The 18828-nt window shown below is 62.0% G+C and carries 19 protein-coding genes; 8 read left to right on the forward strand and 11 right to left on the reverse strand.

What is annotated here, in order from left to right; all coding sequences use genetic code 11:
• Positions 1-3: 3 nt before the first annotated feature.
• From pspC to pspA, 3 genes are read right to left on the reverse strand one after another with little or no spacing between them, the layout of a single operon-like run.
• Entirely contained in the window at positions 4-408 is a 405-nt protein-coding gene (pspC, locus tag OKB87_RS19745; protein ID WP_029301161.1) for an envelope stress response membrane protein PspC, read from the reverse strand.
• Positions 405-641 (reverse strand): envelope stress response membrane protein PspB, encoded by a 237-nt coding sequence (gene pspB / locus OKB87_RS19750; RefSeq protein ID WP_005300084.1) that lies wholly within the window; start codon positions 639-641, stop codon positions 405-407. The genes pspC and pspB overlap by 4 nt, the downstream gene beginning before the upstream one ends.
• Positions 642-644: 3 nt before the next feature.
• A complete protein-coding gene (gene pspA, locus OKB87_RS19755; protein ID WP_011705754.1) occupies positions 645-1325 on the reverse strand; it encodes a phage shock protein PspA in 681 nt (226 codons plus the stop codon).
• A 196-nt stretch (positions 1326-1521) separates the two neighbouring features.
• On the opposite strand from pspA, the gene pspF reads away from it, so the two are divergent.
• The 7 genes from pspF (at position 1522) to OKB87_RS19790 (ending at position 8100) form a co-directional block, all read left to right on the forward strand.
• On the forward strand, positions 1522-2556 hold the full coding sequence (gene pspF / locus OKB87_RS19760) for a phage shock protein operon transcriptional activator (protein ID WP_270828344.1): 1035 nt from the start codon (positions 1522-1524) through the stop codon (positions 2554-2556).
• Positions 2557-2646: 90 nt separating this feature from the next.
• Positions 2647-4242, forward strand: coding sequence for an ABC transporter substrate-binding protein SapA (gene sapA, locus OKB87_RS19765; RefSeq protein ID WP_270828345.1), 1596 nt, complete (start codon positions 2647-2649; stop codon positions 4240-4242).
• A 2-nt stretch (positions 4243-4244) separates the two neighbouring features.
• Positions 4245-5204 carry an ABC transporter permease gene (locus OKB87_RS19770; RefSeq protein ID WP_011705751.1) on the forward strand — a complete coding sequence of 320 codons (960 nt, stop codon included), beginning with the start codon at positions 4245-4247 and terminating at the stop codon, positions 5202-5204.
• Between the two features lie 35 nt (positions 5205-5239).
• Positions 5240-6133 (forward strand): ABC transporter permease subunit, encoded by an 894-nt coding sequence (locus tag OKB87_RS19775; RefSeq protein ID WP_041216297.1) that lies wholly within the window; start codon positions 5240-5242, stop codon positions 6131-6133.
• On the forward strand, positions 6133-6261 hold the full coding sequence (locus OKB87_RS19780) for a hypothetical protein (RefSeq protein WP_270828335.1): 129 nt from the start codon (positions 6133-6135) through the stop codon (positions 6259-6261). Before OKB87_RS19775 ends, OKB87_RS19780 begins: the two co-directional genes overlap by 1 nt.
• Complete coding sequence (locus OKB87_RS19785) at positions 6261-7259, forward strand: peptide ABC transporter ATP-binding protein (RefSeq protein ID WP_005300065.1); 999 nt, start codon at positions 6261-6263, stop codon at positions 7257-7259. The genes OKB87_RS19780 and OKB87_RS19785 overlap by 1 nt, the downstream gene beginning before the upstream one ends.
• Before the next feature lie 55 nt (positions 7260-7314).
• The gene (locus OKB87_RS19790; protein ID WP_011705748.1) at positions 7315-8100 is read left to right on the forward strand and encodes a peptide ABC transporter ATP-binding protein; all 786 of its coding nucleotides are present in this window, start codon (positions 7315-7317) and stop codon (positions 8098-8100) included.
• 143 nt (positions 8101-8243) lie between these two features.
• Here OKB87_RS19790 and miaE read toward each other — a convergent pair whose 3' ends face one another.
• From miaE to lrp, 8 genes are all read right to left on the reverse strand, one after another.
• Entirely contained in the window at positions 8244-9002 is a 759-nt protein-coding gene (miaE, locus tag OKB87_RS19795) for a tRNA isopentenyl-2-thiomethyl-A-37 hydroxylase MiaE (RefSeq protein WP_017409658.1), read from the reverse strand.
• 183 nt (positions 9003-9185) lie between these two features.
• Positions 9186-10706 carry an amidophosphoribosyltransferase gene (gene purF, locus OKB87_RS19800; protein WP_011705746.1) on the reverse strand — a complete coding sequence of 507 codons (1521 nt, stop codon included), beginning with the start codon at positions 10704-10706 and terminating at the stop codon, positions 9186-9188.
• Between the two features lie 21 nt (positions 10707-10727).
• Positions 10728-11216, reverse strand: coding sequence for a CvpA family protein (locus tag OKB87_RS19805; RefSeq protein ID WP_011705745.1), 489 nt, complete (start codon positions 11214-11216; stop codon positions 10728-10730).
• 186 nt (positions 11217-11402) lie between these two features.
• Complete coding sequence (gene serS, locus OKB87_RS19810; RefSeq protein ID WP_011705744.1) at positions 11403-12698, reverse strand: serine--tRNA ligase; 1296 nt, start codon at positions 12696-12698, stop codon at positions 11403-11405.
• Positions 12699-13038: 340 nt separating this feature from the next.
• A complete protein-coding gene (locus OKB87_RS19815) occupies positions 13039-14376 on the reverse strand; it encodes a replication-associated recombination protein A (protein WP_029301167.1) in 1338 nt (445 codons plus the stop codon).
• A gap of 153 nt (positions 14377-14529) precedes the next feature.
• The gene (gene lolA, locus OKB87_RS19820) at positions 14530-15138 is read right to left on the reverse strand and encodes an outer membrane lipoprotein chaperone LolA (RefSeq protein ID WP_011705742.1); all 609 of its coding nucleotides are present in this window, start codon (positions 15136-15138) and stop codon (positions 14530-14532) included.
• A 77-nt stretch (positions 15139-15215) separates the two neighbouring features.
• Complete coding sequence (locus OKB87_RS19825; RefSeq protein ID WP_270828336.1) at positions 15216-17738, reverse strand: DNA translocase FtsK; 2523 nt, start codon at positions 17736-17738, stop codon at positions 15216-15218.
• A gap of 201 nt (positions 17739-17939) precedes the next feature.
• Complete coding sequence (lrp, locus tag OKB87_RS19830) at positions 17940-18431, reverse strand: leucine-responsive transcriptional regulator Lrp (RefSeq protein WP_005300047.1); 492 nt, start codon at positions 18429-18431, stop codon at positions 17940-17942.
• Between the two features lie 149 nt (positions 18432-18580).
• Between lrp and OKB87_RS19835 the strand changes: the two genes are divergently transcribed.
• Positions 18581-18811: an alanine dehydrogenase gene (locus OKB87_RS19835; protein WP_270828337.1), complete on the forward strand. Its 231-nt coding sequence runs from the start codon at positions 18581-18583 to the stop codon at positions 18809-18811.
• The last annotated feature ends 17 nt before the right edge of the window (positions 18812-18828 follow it).

Consider the following 18828-nt stretch of genomic DNA (forward strand, 5'->3'; position numbering starts at 1 on the left):
GGGTTACAAGTTGCGAAACTCCCGCTGCAGGGTGAACTCCTTGGAGGTCACCAGCTTTTCGATGCGCTGCAATCTGGGCTCCAGCCCATCCAGCTCCTGGCCGATGCGGGCAAGGGCCTGATGGGGCGTGACGCCCGCCTGCCAGCTGCGCGCCTTCATCCGCACCTCGGCAAAGTCGGCATCCTCCTGGGCGTAGAGGGTGACGGGCTTTTTGTCGAGCAGAAACCAGGCGGCCACGTAGGCGGTGAAGGTGATGAAGCCGGCGAAGATGAGGCCGCTGATGGCAAGCAGCCGCACGATCCAGGTCTCCACCCCGAAGTACTCTGCCAGACCGGCACAGACCCCGGCTATCTTGCCGCGCTGGGGGTCACGATAGAGGTTGCGCCCTTCACGACTGATGCTGCTCATACCTTGTTCCTCCAGCCCGGGACTTCCGCATCCAGAATCGACTCCAGGGCGCCCACCCGCTCCTGCATCTTCTCGGCACGCACCAGCAGCCCCTGCAGCTGTTCACGCTCTCCATCGGCAAGACCGGCGCCAATGCGTCCCTTGGCGCGGTAGTGCAGCACCAGCCAGATGGGGGCCACCACCACCATGAAGACCACCATGGGAACCATCAATACACCCAGCAGATCTTCCATCTGTTACTCCCCCTGTTTCGGCGTGGTATCGCCTTGGCCCAGCTTCTGGCGCATGGCCTCGAGCTCTTTGCTGATCTGATCGTCGGCTTCCAGTTCGGCAAACTGCTGGGCCAGCGCCTTGTCGGATTGTCCCAGATCGGCGCGGGCCTCCATCTCGTCGATGCGGCGCTCCATGCGCTCGAACTTGCTCACCACCGCCTGGCTGTCGCCACGGGCGACCTGGCTCTGTACGTTGAGACGGCTGCTGGCCGCTTCGCTGCGAATGGCCATCGCCTTCTGGCGGGCACGGGCATCTTCCAGCTTGGCTTCCAGCTGACGGATCTCCTCCCCCAGCTTGGCGATGCCGCTGTCCACCGCCTGCTGCTCGCGCTCGAGGCCGTCGGCCAGCTCGGCCTGCTTCTTCTTCTCGATAAGCGCCGCGCGGGCCAAGTCTTCCCGCCCCTTGCTCAGGGCCAGCTCGGCCTTGCCCTGCCACTCGGCAACCCGCTCCTGATGGCGGCTGACCTGACGGCCGATCTCTTTCTGGTTGGCGAGGAAGCGGGCCAGATTGGAGCGCTCCTTCACCAGCTCGTCCTCCATCTCCTGGATGATCAGGCGCACCATCTTCTGGGGATCTTCTGCCTTGTCGAGCAGGGCCGTCAGGTTGGAATTGATGATGTCGGCCAGGCGGGAAAAAATACTCATGATTGTACTCCTGTGGTTGGCATACGTTGTTTCTCCATTGACAATGGCAACTTGTGTGCCAATCTGGAACAGAATTTAACTTGTTGATTTATATGGGGCAGATAAGTCGAGTTTCAAGATACACCACACAAGTAATGATTAGAATCACCAACTTTTGGTAAGATTGACCAGCTTTCAACGATTCACGGGGATGACTATGACCACGGCCACGGAAAGCCTGTTGGGGGAATCCAACGCATTTCTCGAGATCATTGAGCAGGCCTCCCGCCTGGCGCCGCTGCGCAAGCCCGTGCTGATCATCGGCGAACGGGGGACCGGCAAGGAGCTCATCGCCCACCGCCTACATTATCTCTCGGCGCGCTGGGATCAAAGCTTTGTCACCGTCAACTGCGCCACCTTGAGCGAGAGTCTGCTGGAGACCGAGCTGTTCGGCCACGAGGCGGGCTCTTTCACCGGCGCAGCCAAACGCCACCAGGGCCGCTTCGAGCGGGCCGATGGCGGCACCCTCTTCCTTGACGAACTGGCCACCACCAGCGCGCGGGTGCAGGAAAAACTGCTGCGGGTGATAGAGTACGGCGAGTTCGAGCGGGTGGGCGGCGCCAAGGCCCTCAAGGTGGATGTACGGCTGGTGTGCGCCACCAACGAGGATCTGCCGGCGCTGGCCGACAAGGGGCAGTTTCGCCACGACCTGCTGGACCGGCTCGCCTTCGACGTCATCACCCTGCCCCCGCTGCGGGAGCGGCGCGAAGATATTCTGATGCTGGCGGAGCACTTCGCCCACGGCATGACCCGGGAGCTCGGCTATCCGCTGTTTGCCGGTTTCTCGCGCAAGGCAACCCAGTTGCTGCTGGATTACCCCTGGCCCGGCAACGTGCGGGAGCTGAAAAACGTGGTGGAGCGCAGCATCTACCGCCAGGGCAACCCCCAGTTGCCGCTGGCCGAGCTGGTGCTCAACCCGTTCGATTCCCCCTGGCGCCCCCGGGTCCAGGCAGCGGTCACGCCCTCCCTCCCGCTGGAGCAGGCGCCGGCGGTGGCACCGGACTCCCCCGCCCTGCCGCTGGATCTCAAACAGGCGGTGGCGGGCTACGAGATTAATTTACTCAAGCAAGCGCTGCAGCAATCCCAGTATAATCAGCGCAAAGCCGCTCAACTGCTGGCCCTGAGCTATCACCAGTTCCGCGGCATGCTGCGCAAATACCAGCTGCTGGACAGTGACAACGATGCGGATTAATCACCCGGGCAGCCTGCCCCAGAGCGGCACCCACCCCTTGCCGGCCCCGTCGCCGGCAACTTCGTATAAAAACATGGTTCGACAATGAGAATGCTCAAACCCTTGCTGCTTGGAGTGCTGGTGCTGCTCACCGGTTGTCAGAAACAAGACGACGCGTCCAGGACGGGACTCATCTATTGTGCCGAAGGCTCGCCCCAGACCTTCAATCCCCAGGTCTCCAATTCCGGGGTGACCCTGGATGCCAGCTCGCGCCCGCTCTATGACCGCCTGCTGGAGGTGAACCCCAACACCCTGGCGCTGGAGGGAGGGCTCGCCACCCGCTGGAGCACCAGCGAAGACGGCCTCTTCTATACCCTGACCCTGCGCAAGGGCGTCACCTTTCACCACACGCCCTGGTTCAACCCCTCTCGTCCCCTCAACGCCGACGATGTGGTGTTCACCTGGCAGCGGCTGCTCGACAAGCAGCACCCCTATCACGACGTCTCCGGCGGCGAATACCCCTACTTCTACAGCCTGGGGCTGGATCAGCTGATCAAGCGGGTTTACAAGAAGGGTACCGATCAGGTGGTGTTCGAGCTGAACCGGCCGGATGCCTCCTTCCTCGCCACCCTGGCCAGCGACTACGCCATCGTGCTCTCCGCCGAGTATGCCGGGCAGCTGCAAAAGGCCGGCACCCCGGGGTTCATCGACAGCCGCCCGGTGGGCACCGGGCCGTTCAGCTTCAAGGAGTATCGCCACAACGAATACGTGCGCTACCTGCGCCACCCCGGTTACTGGGGCGGCGAGGCCAAGATTGAGCAGCTCATCTACGACATCACCCCCAAATCGTCCAAGCGGCTGGCCAAGCTGCTGACCGGCGAGTGCGACGTGATGAGCACCCCCTCCGCCAGCCAGCTGTCGGTGATCGACCAGGATCCCGACCTCAGCCTGGCGGTACAGTCCGGCATGAACGTCGCCTTCCTCGCCCTCAATACCCGCAAGGCGCCGTTCAACAAGGTGCAGGTGCGCCAGGCCATCGCCAGCGCCATCAACATCGACAACCTGCTGCAGGCGGTCTATTTCGAGACGGGCCAGCCCGCCAACAGCCTGCTGCCGCCGCTCTCCTGGGGGTACAACCCCTCCCTGCCGATGCGCCAGCCGGATCTCAAGCGGGCGCGTCAGCTGCTCAAGGAGGCGGGACTAGCGCAAGGGTTCGAGATGCAGGTGCTGGTGCAGCCGGGCTCGCGCGCCTACAACCCAGATGCCCTCAAAACCGCCCAGCTGATGCGAAGCGATCTGGCCAAGGTCGGCATCAAGCTCAAAATCGTGCAGCAGGAGTGGCCGGTCATCGAGGCCCGCCTCGCCCAAGGCCAGTACGACAGCCTGCTCAGCGGCTGGATTGCCGACAACGCCGACCCGGACAACTTCTTTCGCCAGCTGCTGAGCTGCGCCGCCGTCGAACGCGGCAACAACTACAGCCGCTGGTGCAGCCCGGCGTTTGATCAGCTGCTGGACGACGCAGTCACTACACCCCAGCTGGCATTCAGGCTGCGCAACTACTACTACGCCCAGACCCTGCTCAACGAGCAGATGCCGCTCATTCCGCTGGCCCACGCCCTGCGCACCCAGGTCAGCCGCAGCGACATCGAGGGGCTCTCCCTGATGCCCTTTGGCGGCACCGTCTTCAACCAGGCCTATCGGGAGTAAGCATGTTTCTCTATATCCTGCGTCGCATCAATCTGCTGCTCATCACCCTGCTGGCGCTGACCTTCGTCGCCTACCTGCTGGACGTGCGCCTCATCGGCCAGCAGGCCAGCTTCTGGAGCGGCTACCCCGACTTCCTGCGCCGCATTCTGGACGGGGATCTGGGGCTCTCCAGCGTCTCCGGCCTGCCGGTGCTGGACGAGATCCGTCACTACTTCCCCGCCACCCTGATCCTCTGCGTGGCGGCCTTCGCCATCTCGCTGCTGGTGGGCATTCCGCTCGGCACCCTGGCGGCCCTCTCTCAGGGCAAGCCGCTCGATCTCACCATCATGACCGCCGGCCTCATCGGCTACGCGGTGCCGGTGTTCTGGCTGGCACTGCTGGTGGTGATGTTCTTCTCGCTGGATCTGGGCTGGCTGCCCGCCTCCGGCCAGATCAGCCTGCTCTATGACGTGCCCTCCATCACCGGCATCGCCCTCATCGACGTGCTGATGAGCCACGAGCCCTGGCGCCAGGCCGCCCTGCACGACGCCCTGCGCCACCTGATCCTGCCCTCGCTGGTGCTGGCGGTGGTGCCCACCACCGAGGTGATCCGCCACGTGCGCAGCTCCCTCATCGACGTGATGAAGCAGAACTACATCAAGGCGGCGGCCAGCCGCGGCCTCTCCCGTCGCCAGATCGTCTGGCGTCACGGCCTCAAGAACGCCCTGCCGCCGGTGCTGCCGCTGCTGGGCCTGCAGCTGGGCAGCGTGCTCACCTCCGCCATGATCACCGAGGTGGTGTTCGAGTGGCACGGTATCGGCCGCTGGCTCATCAACAGCATCGCCCTGCAGGACTACGCCGCCATCCGCGGTGCCACTCTGGTGGTGGCCAGCTTCGTCATCTTCATCAGCGTCAGCACCGAACTGCTCACCACCATCATCTACCCGGCGCGGCGCAAAGAACTCTATGCAAAACAAGACTGAACGTGCTCATGGCATGACCCGGAGCCAGGAATCCTATGCAAGACAAGACTAGCCTCTACCCCGAGCTCAAGATCCTCTCGCCGCTGGAGCAGACCTGGGCCTCCTATCGCCGCAATCCGCTGGCGATGGCAGGGCTCTGGTGCTTCGTGATCCTGCTGCTCATCACCCTGTTCGGCCCGCTGGTGGTGCCCTACGGCATCGACGAGCAGCACAGCGCCCGCTTGCTGCTGGCCCCCTCCTGGGCCAACAGCGGCAACATCGATTATTTCCTCGGCACCGACGATCTGGGGCGCGACATCCTCTCCCGGCTGGTGGTGGGCGCCCGGTTCACCTTTGGCAACGCCCTGCTGGTGGTAGTGATCGCCATGGTGGCGGGTACCGCCATCGGCATCCTCGGCGGCATGAGCAAGGGGATCAAGTCGAGCGTGCTGCACCACCTGCTCGATACCCTGCTCTCCATCCCCTCCCTGCTGCTGGCCATCATCATGGTCGCCATCCTGGGGCCGGGTCTGTTCAACACCCTGATCGCCATCACCCTGGCGCTGATCCCTCCCTTCATCCGGGCCACCTACAACGCGGTTCACACCGAGATGCAGAAGGAGTACATCATCGCCAGCCGGCTCGACGGCTCACCCCCCTTGCGCATCATGCGGTTGGCCATTTTGCCGAACATCGTCGAGACCCTGGTGGCCCAGACCACCCGCACCCTGTCGGCAGCCATCCTCGACATCTCGGCGGTGGGCTTTCTCGGCCTCGGCGCCCAGTCACCGCAACCGGAATGGGGTGCCATGCTGGCCGACTCGAGCGATCTCATCTATCTCGCCCCCTGGACCGTGACCCTGCCGGGCATGGCCATCCTGTTCAGCGTGCTGGTCACCAACCTGGTGGGTGAGGGCATTCGCGAAGCGCTCAAAGAGGGGAATGACTGATGCAATGCTCTGTGTCCAAGATAGGCATGCTCACCCTTGTCCCCTGCCCATTCCTGTACGGCGTGCAGGTCAACCCATCGCTGGTGGGTGAAGGTATCCGCGAAGCACTCAAAGAGGGGAACGACTAATGCCTCTGCTCGACATACGCAACCTCACCATCGAGATCGACACCCCGCAGGGCAAGGTCAAGGCGGTGGACAAGGTGAGCCTGACCCTGGCCGAGGGGGAGATCCGCGGCCTGGTGGGCGAATCCGGCTCCGGCAAGAGCCTGGTGGCCAAGGTGATCGTCGGCATCCAGAAGGACAACTGGACGGTGCGCGCCGACCGGATGCGTTTCAACGACATGGACTTGCTGACCATGGCGCCTCGCGAGCGGCGCCGCATCATGGGCCGCGAGATCGCCATGATCTTCCAGGACCCCATCAGCTGTCTCGATCCTTCCGAGGAGATCGGCACCCAGCTGGAAGAGGCGATCCCGACCGACTCGTTCGAAGGGCAGTTCTGGCAGCGCTTCCAGTGGCGCAAGAAGAAGGCCATCGCCTTGCTGCACCGGGTCGGCGTCAAGGATCACCGCAAGGTGATGCGGGCCTACCCTCACGAGCTGTCGGACGGCATGTGCCAGAAGGTGATGATCGCCATGGCCATCGCCAACCAGCCGCGCCTGCTGGTGGCGGACGAACCCACCAGCGCCATGGAGTCCACCACCCATTCGCAGATCCTGCGGCTGCTGGACAAGATGAACAAGCTGGGCAACACCACCATCCTCATCATCAGCAACGACATCGCCGCCATCGCCAACCTGACCGACACCATCAACGTGATGTATTGCGGCCAGATGGTGGAGGTGGGCACCCGGGAGCAGATCCTGGAGACACCGCACCACCCCTATACCGATGCGCTGCTCAAGTCGATCCCCGACTTTGACAAGCTGGTGCGCCACAAGTCGCGCCTGGAAACCCTGCCCGGCGTGATCCCACCGCTACAGCACCTGCCCATCGGTTGCCGGCTCGGCCCCCGCTGCCCCTACGCCCAGAAGCAGTGCGTGCAGACCCCGCTGATGAGCAAGATCAAGGGGCACCAGTTCAGCTGCCACTTCCCGTTGAACATGGAAGAGCCCAAAAAGTGAATTCAATCCCGTATCAGAGCGTGGCAGCATGCCCTCTCACCAAGGAGCCAGGACAGTGATCGAACCCTCCCTGTTGCAGGTCAGGGGCCTGTGCAAGACCTATCAGAACCGCACCGGCCTGTTTCGACGCCGGGCGGTGGAAGCCATCAAGCCGCTCTCCTTTGATCTCGAGGTGGGCCAGACCCTGGCCATCGTCGGCGAGGCCGGCTCCGGCAAGAGCACCCTGGCCCGCATTCTGGCGGGCATGATAGAGCCGAGCGGTGGCGAAATCGCCATCGAGGGGCAGCCGATGATCCACGGTGACTATCAGACCCGCTGCAAGCTGCTGCGGATGATTTTCCAGGACCCCAACTCCTCCCTCAACCGCAAGATCCGGGTCGGCCAGATCCTGGAGACGCCGCTGCGCCTCAACACCGAGATGACCGAGGAGGAGCGCCGCGACAAGGTGGTGCAAACCCTGCGCATGGTGGGCATGCTGGCGGACCACGCCCTCTTCTATCCGCAGATGCTCTCCGCCGGTCAGCAGCAGCGGGTGGCGCTGGCACGGGCGCTGATCCTCAACCCCAAGATCGTGGTGGCCGACGAGGCGCTCTCTACCCTGGATATCTCGGTGCGCTCCCAGATCATCAACCTGCTGCTGGAGATGCAGGAGACCATGGGGCTGAGCTATGTGCTGGTGGCCAACGATCTGGGGGTGGTGAGCCACATCAGTGACGAGGTGCTGGTGATGCACGAAGGGCGGGTGGTGGAGCGCGGCAAGACCCTCAAGGTGTTCGCCGATCCCCAGCACGAAGTGACCCGGCGCCTCATCCAGAACTACAACAACGAATACCGCCGCTGATCCGCGCCCGGCGGCTTTTGCCCGCCGCTTTCGCGCCTGAAAAAGAGACAAAAAAATCCCGGCTCAGGGGCCGGGAATTGCGCTCAAAAATGAATGCGTCGCTCGTAGTAGGAACGCTGCAATGGTAGGCAGCGCCCTGCCCGTCAACAACTGTCAGATCTGACAGGAAGACCGCTATGGAACCGGAACTGCGGATCCGGCGAGCGGATCAGCTCCGCCTCCACCTGGCCGAAGAAGGCCACCCGTTCACTGATGTCCTCCCCCGCATATTGCTCGGCCAGTGCCAGATAGTCCTGGTAGTGGCGCGCCTCGGAGCGCAGCAAGGAGACGTAGAAACGCCCCAGCTCCTCGTCCAGATGGGGCGCCAGCTTGGCAAAACGCTCGCAGGAGCGCGCCTCGATATAGGCGCCGATGATCAGCTTGTCGACGATGGTGGCGGGCTCGTGGGTGCGGACATGCTGCATCAGGTTGCGGGCATAGCGAGAGGCGGTCACCGGGCCGTAGGGAATATCGCGGGCCTGCATGATCTCCAGCACCTGCTCGAAGTGATGCAGCTCCTCCTGGATGAGCCGCACCATGGGAAACAGCAGCGGATTGCGGGACAGCTCCTCGAACACGGTGCGATCAGACTCCCCCATGCTGCGCTTGCCCAGGATCTCGGCCTTCTCCGGAATCGCATCCAGCTCCCGATAGAACTCCAGCTTGGGCAACAGATGGCGCTTGCCCTTGGGCAGGCAGTAGCGGCGCACCAGGCTGTGGGCAGTGAGCGCGGCCTTGTTCTCGCAGTTGGCGTGATCGATAAGCAGGGTCGGCAGCCAGGCGGGATCCCGCGCCATCTCGATCCACGCATCCGGGGTCTCGCAGTGCAAAAACTGGCGCACGGGGGCTAGCAGGTCATCCATCTGAATTCTCGTCTGTTCGGGTGATATGGCGGCGGCCAATGCTAGCGGATCCCGCCGCCACTGCCCATAGCTGCGGGTACAATCGCTGCTTTTTCAAGCAAATGCGGGCCCTTTTCGGAGAGCGGAAACAACAATGGGGGCCAGGGCCCCCATCTCGTTGCAACACGCCAGCGTGGAAAACGTTTAACTACCTTCGTTAAAAATTTCCAGATTGCTGGTGCCTTCCTGCCACTCGCGCACCGCCTTGTTGTCATCGCTGCGCATGGCGTTGAGGTGGTCGAGGTAGGATTGATCCACGTCGGAGGTGACGTAGTGACCGTTGAACACCGAGGTTTCGAAGTGGCGCAGTTCGGGGTTGATCTCCCGTACCGCCGCTTCCAGATCTTCCAGATCCTGGAAGATGAGGCCGTCGGCGCCAATCAGCTTGCACACCTCTTCCACTTCCCGGCCGTGGGCGATCAGCTCGTTGGCGGTGGGCATGTCGATGCCGTAGACGTTGGGAAAGCGAATTTCCGGCGCCGCCGAGGCGAAGTAGACCTTGGCTGCCCCCGCTTCACGGGCCATCTGGATGATCTGCTCGGAAGTGGTCCCGCGCACTATGCTGTCGTCCACCAGCAACACCTTCTTGCCCTTGAACTCGGAGCTGATGGCATTGAGCTTGCGGCGCACCGACTTCTTGCGCTGGGTCTGGCCCGGCATGATGAAGGTACGGCCGATGTAGCGGTTCTTCACGAAGCCCTGACGGTACGGCAGATCCAGGGTGTGGGCGATCTCCAGCGCCACGTCGCAGGAGGTCTCCGGGATGGGGATGACCACGTCCACGTCGAGATCTTCCCACTCGCGGGCAATCTTCTGGCCCAGCTTGCGGCCCATGTTGAGGCGGGCGGCGTAGACCGACACCTTGTCGATGCACGAATCAGGGCGAGCGAAGTAGACGTATTCGAAGATGCAGGAGCTCATCTGCGGGTTCTCCGCACACTGCTCGGAGAAGAGCTGGCCCTGCTCTGTGATGTAGATGGCCTCCCCCGGCGCGACGTCGCGCACCGTCTCGAAACCGATGGCGTCAAGCGCCACGCTCTCGGAGGCGAGCATGTACTCCACCTGCCCCTGCTCGTCGACCCGGCGGCCCAGGATCAGGGGGCGAATGCCGTTGGGGTCGCGAAAACCGATGAGACCGTGGCCGATCACCAGGGAGACCACCGCATAGGCGCCGCGGATCTGCTGGTGCACCTTGCGCACCGCCGAGAAGATATCTTCCGGGCGCAGCGCCATCTTGTCGCAGAGATCCAGCTCGTGCGCCAGCACGTTCAGCAGCACCTCGGAGTCCGAGGTGGTGTTGATGTGGCGACGGGCCACCTTGAACTGCTGCTCCTTGAGCTCCTTGGCGTTGGTGAGGTTGCCGTTGTGGGCCAGCACCATGCCGTAGGGGGAGTTCACGTAAAAAGGTTGGGCTTCAGCGGCACTGGAGCTGCCTGCGGTGGGATATCTGACATGTCCTATGCCGATATGCCCTTTCAAGCGCTGCATGTGACGCACTTCAAACACGTCCTTCACCAGGCCGTTGGCCTTGCGTTGCCGGAAGTTTCCACTGTCAATGGTCACGATCCCGGCGGCATCCTGTCCCCTGTGCTGCAACACCGTCAAGGCGTCGTAGAGGGCCTGATTGACGGGGGTGGTGCCAACTATACCGACAATACCACACATGTCTTTGCTACCTCGAAGTCACTATACCTGTTTAAGAAAACTCGATGAGTTCAGCATGAACCCGAAAAACCACTGGATGACCGGCTTGAACTCGGGCACCAGCTTGGACGCCGTCCACCAGTCGCTCTGGGAGAGATTGGTGAAAGTATCCATGAAAAAAAGCAGGGCACTGACGATCAGTACCCCGCGAATAGCGCCAAAACAGATGCCAAGCACCCGATCGGTCCCGGACAGCCCCGTCTTGTCCACCAGCAGTCCCACCACGTAGTTCACCACGCTGCCGAGGATCAGGGTCGCCACAAACAGGGCGGCGATGGCCAGGCCGTTGCGCACCAGCGGGTCGCTGAACGAGGTGAAATAGATGGCGAGATCCGAATAGAAATGGCTGGCGATGAAGAAGGCGACGAACCAGGTGACAAGGGACATGGCCTCCTTGACGAAGCCGCGCACCAGGCTGATGAGAGCAGAGAAACCGACGATGCCGATGATGGCGTAATCAATCCAGACCATAGAAAAAGATGTCCTGCGAAATTGCGGCGCAGTCTAACAAAAACGATTGCGCAATGCTTGATAAAAATGTGTTAACGGTTCAAACAGGCGGCGAACCAGCGCATTCACTGCCCATTGAAACGGTTGACCGACGCCAGAATGCACAACGCCATGGCATGCCATGGCGTTGTCGTCTGCAATGAGCGCTTACCCGATGTGGGTCAGGCCGCCCATGTAGGATTGCAGCGCCGCCGGGATGGCGATGCGGCCGTCTTCCTGCTGGTAGTTCTCGATCACCGCCACCAGGGTGCGACCCACTGCCAGGCCGGAGCCATTCAGGGTGTGCAGCAGCTGCGGCTTGCCGTCGATGCGCACACGAGCCTGCATGCGGCGCGCCTGGAAGTCGGTGCAGTTGGAGACGGAGGAGATCTCGCGGTAGGTGTTCTGGGCCGGCAGCCACACTTCCAGATCGTAGGTCTTGGCGGCGCAGAAGCCCATGTCACCAGTGGAGAGCGCCATCACGCGATACGGCAGCTCCAGCAGTTGCAGCACCTTCTCGGCGTGGCCCGCCATCTCTTCCAGCGCTTCCCAAGATTTCTCCGGGTGCACCAGCTGGACCATCTCGACCTTGTCGAACTGGTGCATGCGGATGAGGCCACGGGTATCACGACCGTAGGAGCCGGCTTCGGAACGGAAGCAGGGGCTGTGGGCGGTCATCTTGATGGGCAGTTCCTGCTCGTCGAAGATCTCGTCGCGGGCCATGTTGGTGAGCGGCACTTCGGAGGTCGGGATCAGAGAGAACTTGCGTACTTTGCCCTCTTCTTCCCCTTCGCCGTCGATGCCGGTATTGAACAGATCCTGGGAGAACTTCGGCAGCTGGCCGGTACCGTACAGGCTGTCCGGGTTGACCAGATAGGGCACGTAGCACTCGGTGTAACCGTGCTGCAGGGTGTGCAGGTCCAGCATGAACTGGGCCAGGGCGCGGTGCAGACGGGCAATCTGGCCCTTCATCACCACGAAGCGGGAGCCGGAGAGCTTGACGCCATTCTTGAAGTCAACGCCCTTGGCCGCTTCACCCAGATCGATGTGATCGCGTACCGGGAAGCTGAACTCGCGCGGGGTGCCCCAGCGGCGCACTTCCACGTTGTCGTTCTCGTCACGACCGACCGGGGTGGTGTCGCTCGGCAGGTTGGGGATGGCGTCCGCGATGACCTTCAGCTCGGCCAGCAGGGCATCCAGCTCGACCTTGCTGGTCTCGAGCTCTTCATTGATCTTGGTGACCTCGGCCTTGAGCGGGGCAACATCTTCGCCGCGACGGGCAGCCTCACCGATGGATTTGGAGCGGGCGTTGCGCTCGGCCTGCAGCTCCTGGGTACGGGACTGCAGATCCTTGCGTTTCTCTTCCAGAGCATTGACAGCCGCTACGTCCAGAACGTAGCCACGTGTCGCCAGACGAGCGGCAGCTTCGGCGATATCGCTGCGCAGATATTTGGGATCCAGCATGGTTTACCTACTTTTTTAAAATGGGATCTGGGCCTGAGTCATCATGACGGGCTGGAAAACAGATCCGGAAGTTAACATCGGTTGGCGCACCCCTGTCGTCTTTCAGAATCGGGCCTATGGTGAGCAGGCCTTCGAAATCAAGAAGATGGCACCAGGCCAAGACAAGCGGGGTCAGAGGGCCAGTGTATCAGACCGCCCCCCCGCCCGAACAGGGACTATTACGCCCGTTTTGCCCTGTTTTCCGGGGGATGACGACCTGGATCAAATCGGCTGACCAATTAACGCGCAACCCGGCAAGACAGACCCGGGAGAGGCTCGCTACCAGCCGCCAGCTACACCACTATTTGTCCCGTTGCCGCGGGCTCTGCCGATCCAGTTCATGCAGATAGTCGAGCTTCTGGCCAATCTGCTTCTCAAGGCCGCGATCGGTGGGCTGATAGTACTGCTTGCCGGCCAGCTCGGGCGGGAAGTACTGCTCGCCGGCGGCATAGGCACCGGGCTCGTCGTGGGCGTAACGGTACTCGGCGCCATAACCCAGCTCGCTCATCAGCTTGGTCGGTGCGTTGCGCAGGTGCGGCGGCACCTCGAAGTCCGGCAGGTTCTTGGCATCGTGAAGCGCCGCCTTCCAGGCGGTGTAGACCGCATTGCTCTTGGGCGCACAGGCGAGATAGACGATCGCCTGGGCGATGGCCCGCTCCCCTTCCGCCGGCCCGATGCGATGGAAGCAGTCCCAGGCCGAGAGCGCTACCTGCATGGCACGGGGATCGGCATTGCCCACGTCCTCGGAGGCAATCGCCAGCAGCCGGCGCGCAATATAGAGCGGATCGCAACCGGCGCTCACCATGCGGGCATACCAGTAGAGCGCCGCATCCGGCGCCGAGCCGCGAATGGACTTGTGCACCGCCGAGATGAGGTCGTAGAAGTGATCGCCCCCCTTGTCGAAGCGCGCCACGTGCTCCCCCACCACGGCGGCCAGCAGGGTGCTGTCGATCAGCTTGTGGCCGCTGCCGTCGGGCTCGGCCATGTCGGCCAGCAGCTCCAGGTAGTTGAGGGACTTGCGCCCGTCCCCATCTACCGCCTTGGCCAGCGCCTCCTTCACCCCGGGGGCGAAGGTCAGCGCCGGATCATTGAGCCCGCGAGCGTCCTGCATCGCCTGATCGATCAGGGTGAGGATGTCCTCCTCCTCCAGCCGTTTGAGCAGATAGACCCGGGCCCGGGAGAGCAGCGCGTTGTTGAGTTCGAACGAGGGGTTTTCGGTGGTGGCGCCGATGAAGGTGATGGTGCCGTCTTCTATATGAGGCAGGAACACGTCCTGCTGGCTCTTGTTGAAACGGTGCACCTCGTCCACGAACAGGATGGTACGCACCCCGCGCCAGCTGTTCTCCTTGGCCTTGTCGATGGCGGCGCGGATCTCCTTGATGCCGGAGGTGACCGCCGAGAGCCGCTCGACCTCGGCCTGGCAGTAGTGGGCCATCAGTTCGGCCAGCGTGGTCTTGCCGGTGCCGGGAGGCCCCCACAGGATCATGGAGTGGCAGTGGCCGGCCAGGATCGCTTTGCGCAGAGGCTTGTCAGGCCCCAGGATGTGTTGCTGACCTATGTACTGCTCGAGGGTTTGCGGCCGCATCCGGGCCGCCAACGGACGAAAGTCCGACGAGAAATCCAGCGACAAGTTGCTCATCTGTATTGACCGTTCCGTATCACGCATACCGCCATGGAAAAACGGGCCGACCAGACATCCAACAAAAGGTTACTCATCGGTATTGACCCCCCAGCGTCACCCCCGTCGCCATTGGCAGACGGGCCGACCAGAAATCCAGCGACCGCTTGCTCATCAGCGCTGATCGTCCAGCGCGACCCCCTTCGGGATCTTGAAGACAAATTCGTTGCCCTTGAGCACCGGCTTGCGGTTGAAGTTACTCAGGGTGAACTCGCTCCACTGGCCCTGGGCCTCTTTCACGTCGAAACGGCTGATGTTGTTCTGCCTGTCGAAGGTGATGCGGAAGGAGGCGATCAGCTCGTCCTGGTTGCGACTGGTGACGGTGTAGACATCCCCTTCCTGGGTGACGTCATAGTTCTTCCAGAGGCTGTTGTCGTTGCCGGCGATCAGCACGAAGGGGGTGTTGAGCACCGCATCCTTCATCTTGAGGGCAGTCACCTGCTCGACGAAGGGATCATAGACCCAGACATCCTTGCCATCGGCCACGATCAGGCTCTCGTCCGGCGAGGTGGTGTGCCAGTTGAAGCGATTGGGGCGCTGCACCAGCAGATCGCCGCCGGCGCGTTGCAGCTCCTTGCCCTTGCTGTCATAGACGGTCTGGGCAAACTTGGCGGAGAAGAGGCTCACCCCCGCCAGCTTCTGCTTGAGATCGCTGGCCGCGTCGGCCCACACCTGGCTGCTGGCAACCAGCAGCACAGTGCCCATCAACAGTTGTTTTTTCATCATGCTTTTCATAACGGCTATCTCGATAAAAGGCCACGCCCGCAGGGGGCATGGCCAGGATGATAGAGGGGTGAGGCTTAGTCCCGTACCGGTGGCGGGGCCAGCACGTCGCGCTGACCATTGCCGCCCGGGGCGCTGACGATGCCCTGGTTTTCCATCTGCTCGATGAGACGGGCCGCCCGGTTGTAACCAATCTTGAACTTGCGCTGCACGCTGGAGGTCGAGCCGCGGCGCGACTCCACCACGAAGGCCACCGCCTCGTCGAACAGGGGGTCGAGCTCTTCATCGTCACCACCACCGTATTCGCCGCTGCCGCCCTCGCCGCCGGATTCACCGGAGAGGATCTCCTCGATGTAGTTCGGCTCGCCGCGCAGTTTCCAGTCCGCCACCACCTTGTGTACCTCGTGGTCGTCGACAAAGGCGCCATGTACCCGGGTCGGGTTGGAGGTACCGGCCGGCATGTAGAGCATGTCGCCCATGCCAAGCAGGGATTCGGCGCCGCCCTGATCGATGATGGTACGGGAGTCGATCTTGCTCGACACCTGGAACGAGATACGGGTCGGGATGTTGGCCTTGATGAGACCGGTAATGACATCCACCGACGGACGCTGGGTCGCCAGGATCAGGTGGATACCGGCCGCCCGCGCCTTCTGGGCGATACGGGCGATCAGCTCCTCCACCTTCTTGCCGACGATCATCATCATGTCGGCAAACTCGTCCACCACCACGACTATGTGGGGCAGTTTTTCCAGCTCAGGCGGCATCTGGTCCATGGAGTCGCCCGGACGCCACAGCGGATCCAGCAGGGGTTCCCCCTCCTCAATGGCCGCCAGCACCTTGTCGTTGTAGCCCTTGAGGTTGCGCACCCCGACCGCCGACATCAGCTTGTAGCGACGCTCCATCTCGCCCACGCACCAGCGCAGGGCGTTGGCGGCGTCCTTCATGTCGGTCACCACCTCGGTCAGCAGATGGGGGATCCCCTCGTAGACCGACAGCTCCAGCATCTTGGGATCGATCATGATGAAGCGCAGATCGTCCGGCGTCGACTTGTAGAGCATGGAGATGATCATGGTGTTCACCCCCACCGACTTACCGGAGCCGGTGGTACCGGCCACCAGCAGGTGGGGCATCTTGGCGAGGTTCACCACTACGGGTTCGCCGGCGATGTCCTGACCCAGCCCCATGGTGAGCGGGTTGCGGCTGCTCGAGAACGCCTCGCAGTCGAGGGTCTCGCGCAGGTAGACGGTCTGACGCACCCGGTTGGGCAGCTCGATCCCGACGAACGTCTTGCCCGGGATCACTTCCACCACCCGCACGCTGCTGGCCGACAGAGAGCGGGCCAGATCGCGGGAGAGGTTGGTGATTTTGCTCGCCTTCATGCCAGGCGCCAGATCCAGCTCGAAACGGGTGATGACGGGGCCCGGATAGACGCCCACCACCTTGGCCTGCACGTTGTAGTCGGCCAGTTTCGCCTCCACTAGGCGGCCCATGCGCTCCAGCTCGTCCTTGCTCATCATCTGGGTCTTGGCGGGCGGGCGGTCCAGCAGCTCGATACTCGGCAAGGGGGGCAGCCCAGGTTGCAGGCGGCGCTTGGGCTTGCCGGGGGTGGGAGCCGCCGGCGCAGGCGCCTCTTCATCCCCTTCCGCCCAGGGCAGATCCAGATCATCGTCCTCGTCATCGGCCGTGACCAGGGCAGGCTGACGACGGGCGCCGTTGGTGGCGGCACGCTTGGCCTTGGCCACCGGGGCCGGCTCGTCATCTTCATCGTCAAACTGCGGGTCGAACTGGAAGGTATCCTCATCAAGCTCAGGCAGCCATTCATCGGACTTGGCCTTCTGGCTCTTGGTTGCGGCTTTTTCCTTGGGACGACGGGTCCAGCTGGAGTGCGGTTCATCTTCCTCGTCATCGAGCTCGATGGCACCCACGCCCCCTTCCAGCAAGGGATCCGGTCCCTCAACGCGCGGCTGGCGCCAGCCACCGGTCAGCCAGCGGCCGAGGGTGGTGGGAAAATGGTAAACGGCGCTGACCGAACCTGTGCAGGCGGCCCCGATCCGCTCGACGATGGTCAGCCAGGACCAGCCGGTGAACAGGGTGATGCCGGTGGCCACGAAGCAGAGCAGCATCAGGTTGGCACCGACACCGCCAAACAGCGGCACCACGGCGGAGGAGATCACGTCCCCCACCAGGCCGCCGGCGGAAAAATTCTGCAGATCGTTGAAGTTCATGCTGGCGATGGCGGACATGCCGAGCACGGTCAGCACGAAGCCGACGATGCGCACCGACAGGGTGAGGTAGTCCACATCGAGCAAGCGGCTTGGACGCCAGAACAGGCTCCAGCCCAGCAGCACGACCAGGGGAGGCACCAGATAGGAAAACGCCCCAAAGGTAAACATGGTGATGTCGGCGAGCCAGGCCCCCGCGCTACCGGCGAGGTTTTTCACCTCCCCTTGCCAGGAGGTCTGGGACCAACCGGGATCGGCGGGGTGGTAGGACAACAGGGCAAGCAAGAGATAGGCAGCCATCAGGGTGATGGCGATCAAGACGGCTTCGAAGATCCGTTGTGTACCTGATAAAGGAGTAAACAGCTTTTTATCGGCCAAACTCCGGCTCCTTTCTGAAAACATGTAATGCAGGGGGATAAGGGGGCCTAGTATCCCTGAAAAGCCCACCGGTTGTCAGCCAGTGCCTGGCGTGGCGGCCATATTCACAACCGACTCGATAAGAAGAAACGAGCGGACCGGCCGCTCGTTTCTGAATGTCGTGACTTGTCGCAAGGCTGGCAAGCCACAGCATAACCCGACTCAACGGGTGCTGATCACCAGACGACTGCTCTGTTTGACCTCTTCCATCACCACATAGGTGCGAGTGTCGTTGACACCGGGCAGACGCAGCAGGGTTTCCCCCAGCAGACGGCGATAGGCCGACATGTCGCTGACTCGGGTCTTGAGCAGATAGTCGAAATCGCCGGAGACCAGATGGCACTCCTGGATCTCCTCGAGCACCTGAACAGCCTTGTTGAACTGTTCAAACACATCGGGGGCACCGCGATTGAGGGTAATTTCCACGAATACCAGCAGAGACGCGTCCAGATAATGAGGGTTCAGAATGGCGGCATACCCTTCGATATACCCTTGTCGCTCGAGGCGACGAACCCGTTCCAGACACGGTGTAGGACTCAGGCCAACTCGTTTGGACAACTCAACGTTCGAAATTCTGCCATCCTTTTGCAGCTCATTCAGAATGTTGCGGTCAATCCTGTCCAAATCCTTTAGCCGACTCTTAGCTTCCATCATTTATTCCATCCTTTGGCTATTTTTTGGTAAGAATCACCAGTCATTTTATAATTATGGTCACAAATCCTGTCAATACCTGAATATGCAAGGCGCAAATGTTGCCAAACTAGCTTGCAACATAAACCACCAATCGATAGTCGAGGGATAGCATGATTATCGGTGTACCTAAAGAAATAAAAAACCATGAATACCGCGTAGGCATGGCTGTGGCCAGTGTACGTGAACTGACAGCACGAAACCATACTGTTTTCGCCCAAAGCGGCGCAGGAAGCGGCATTGATTCAGGTGGTGCAGATTATCGCGCTGCCACTGTCGCTATTTTGTCCTGCATTGCAGCAATTTTCACCGCGGCCGACGTATCCATCAGACTCAAAACATAACGCCTCCCCTTCCCTGC

Origin of the sequence: Aeromonas sp. Y318-1, from assembly GCF_027706125.1 — a bacterium.
Lineage (GTDB): Bacteria > Pseudomonadota > Gammaproteobacteria > Enterobacterales > Aeromonadaceae > Aeromonas > Aeromonas hydrophila.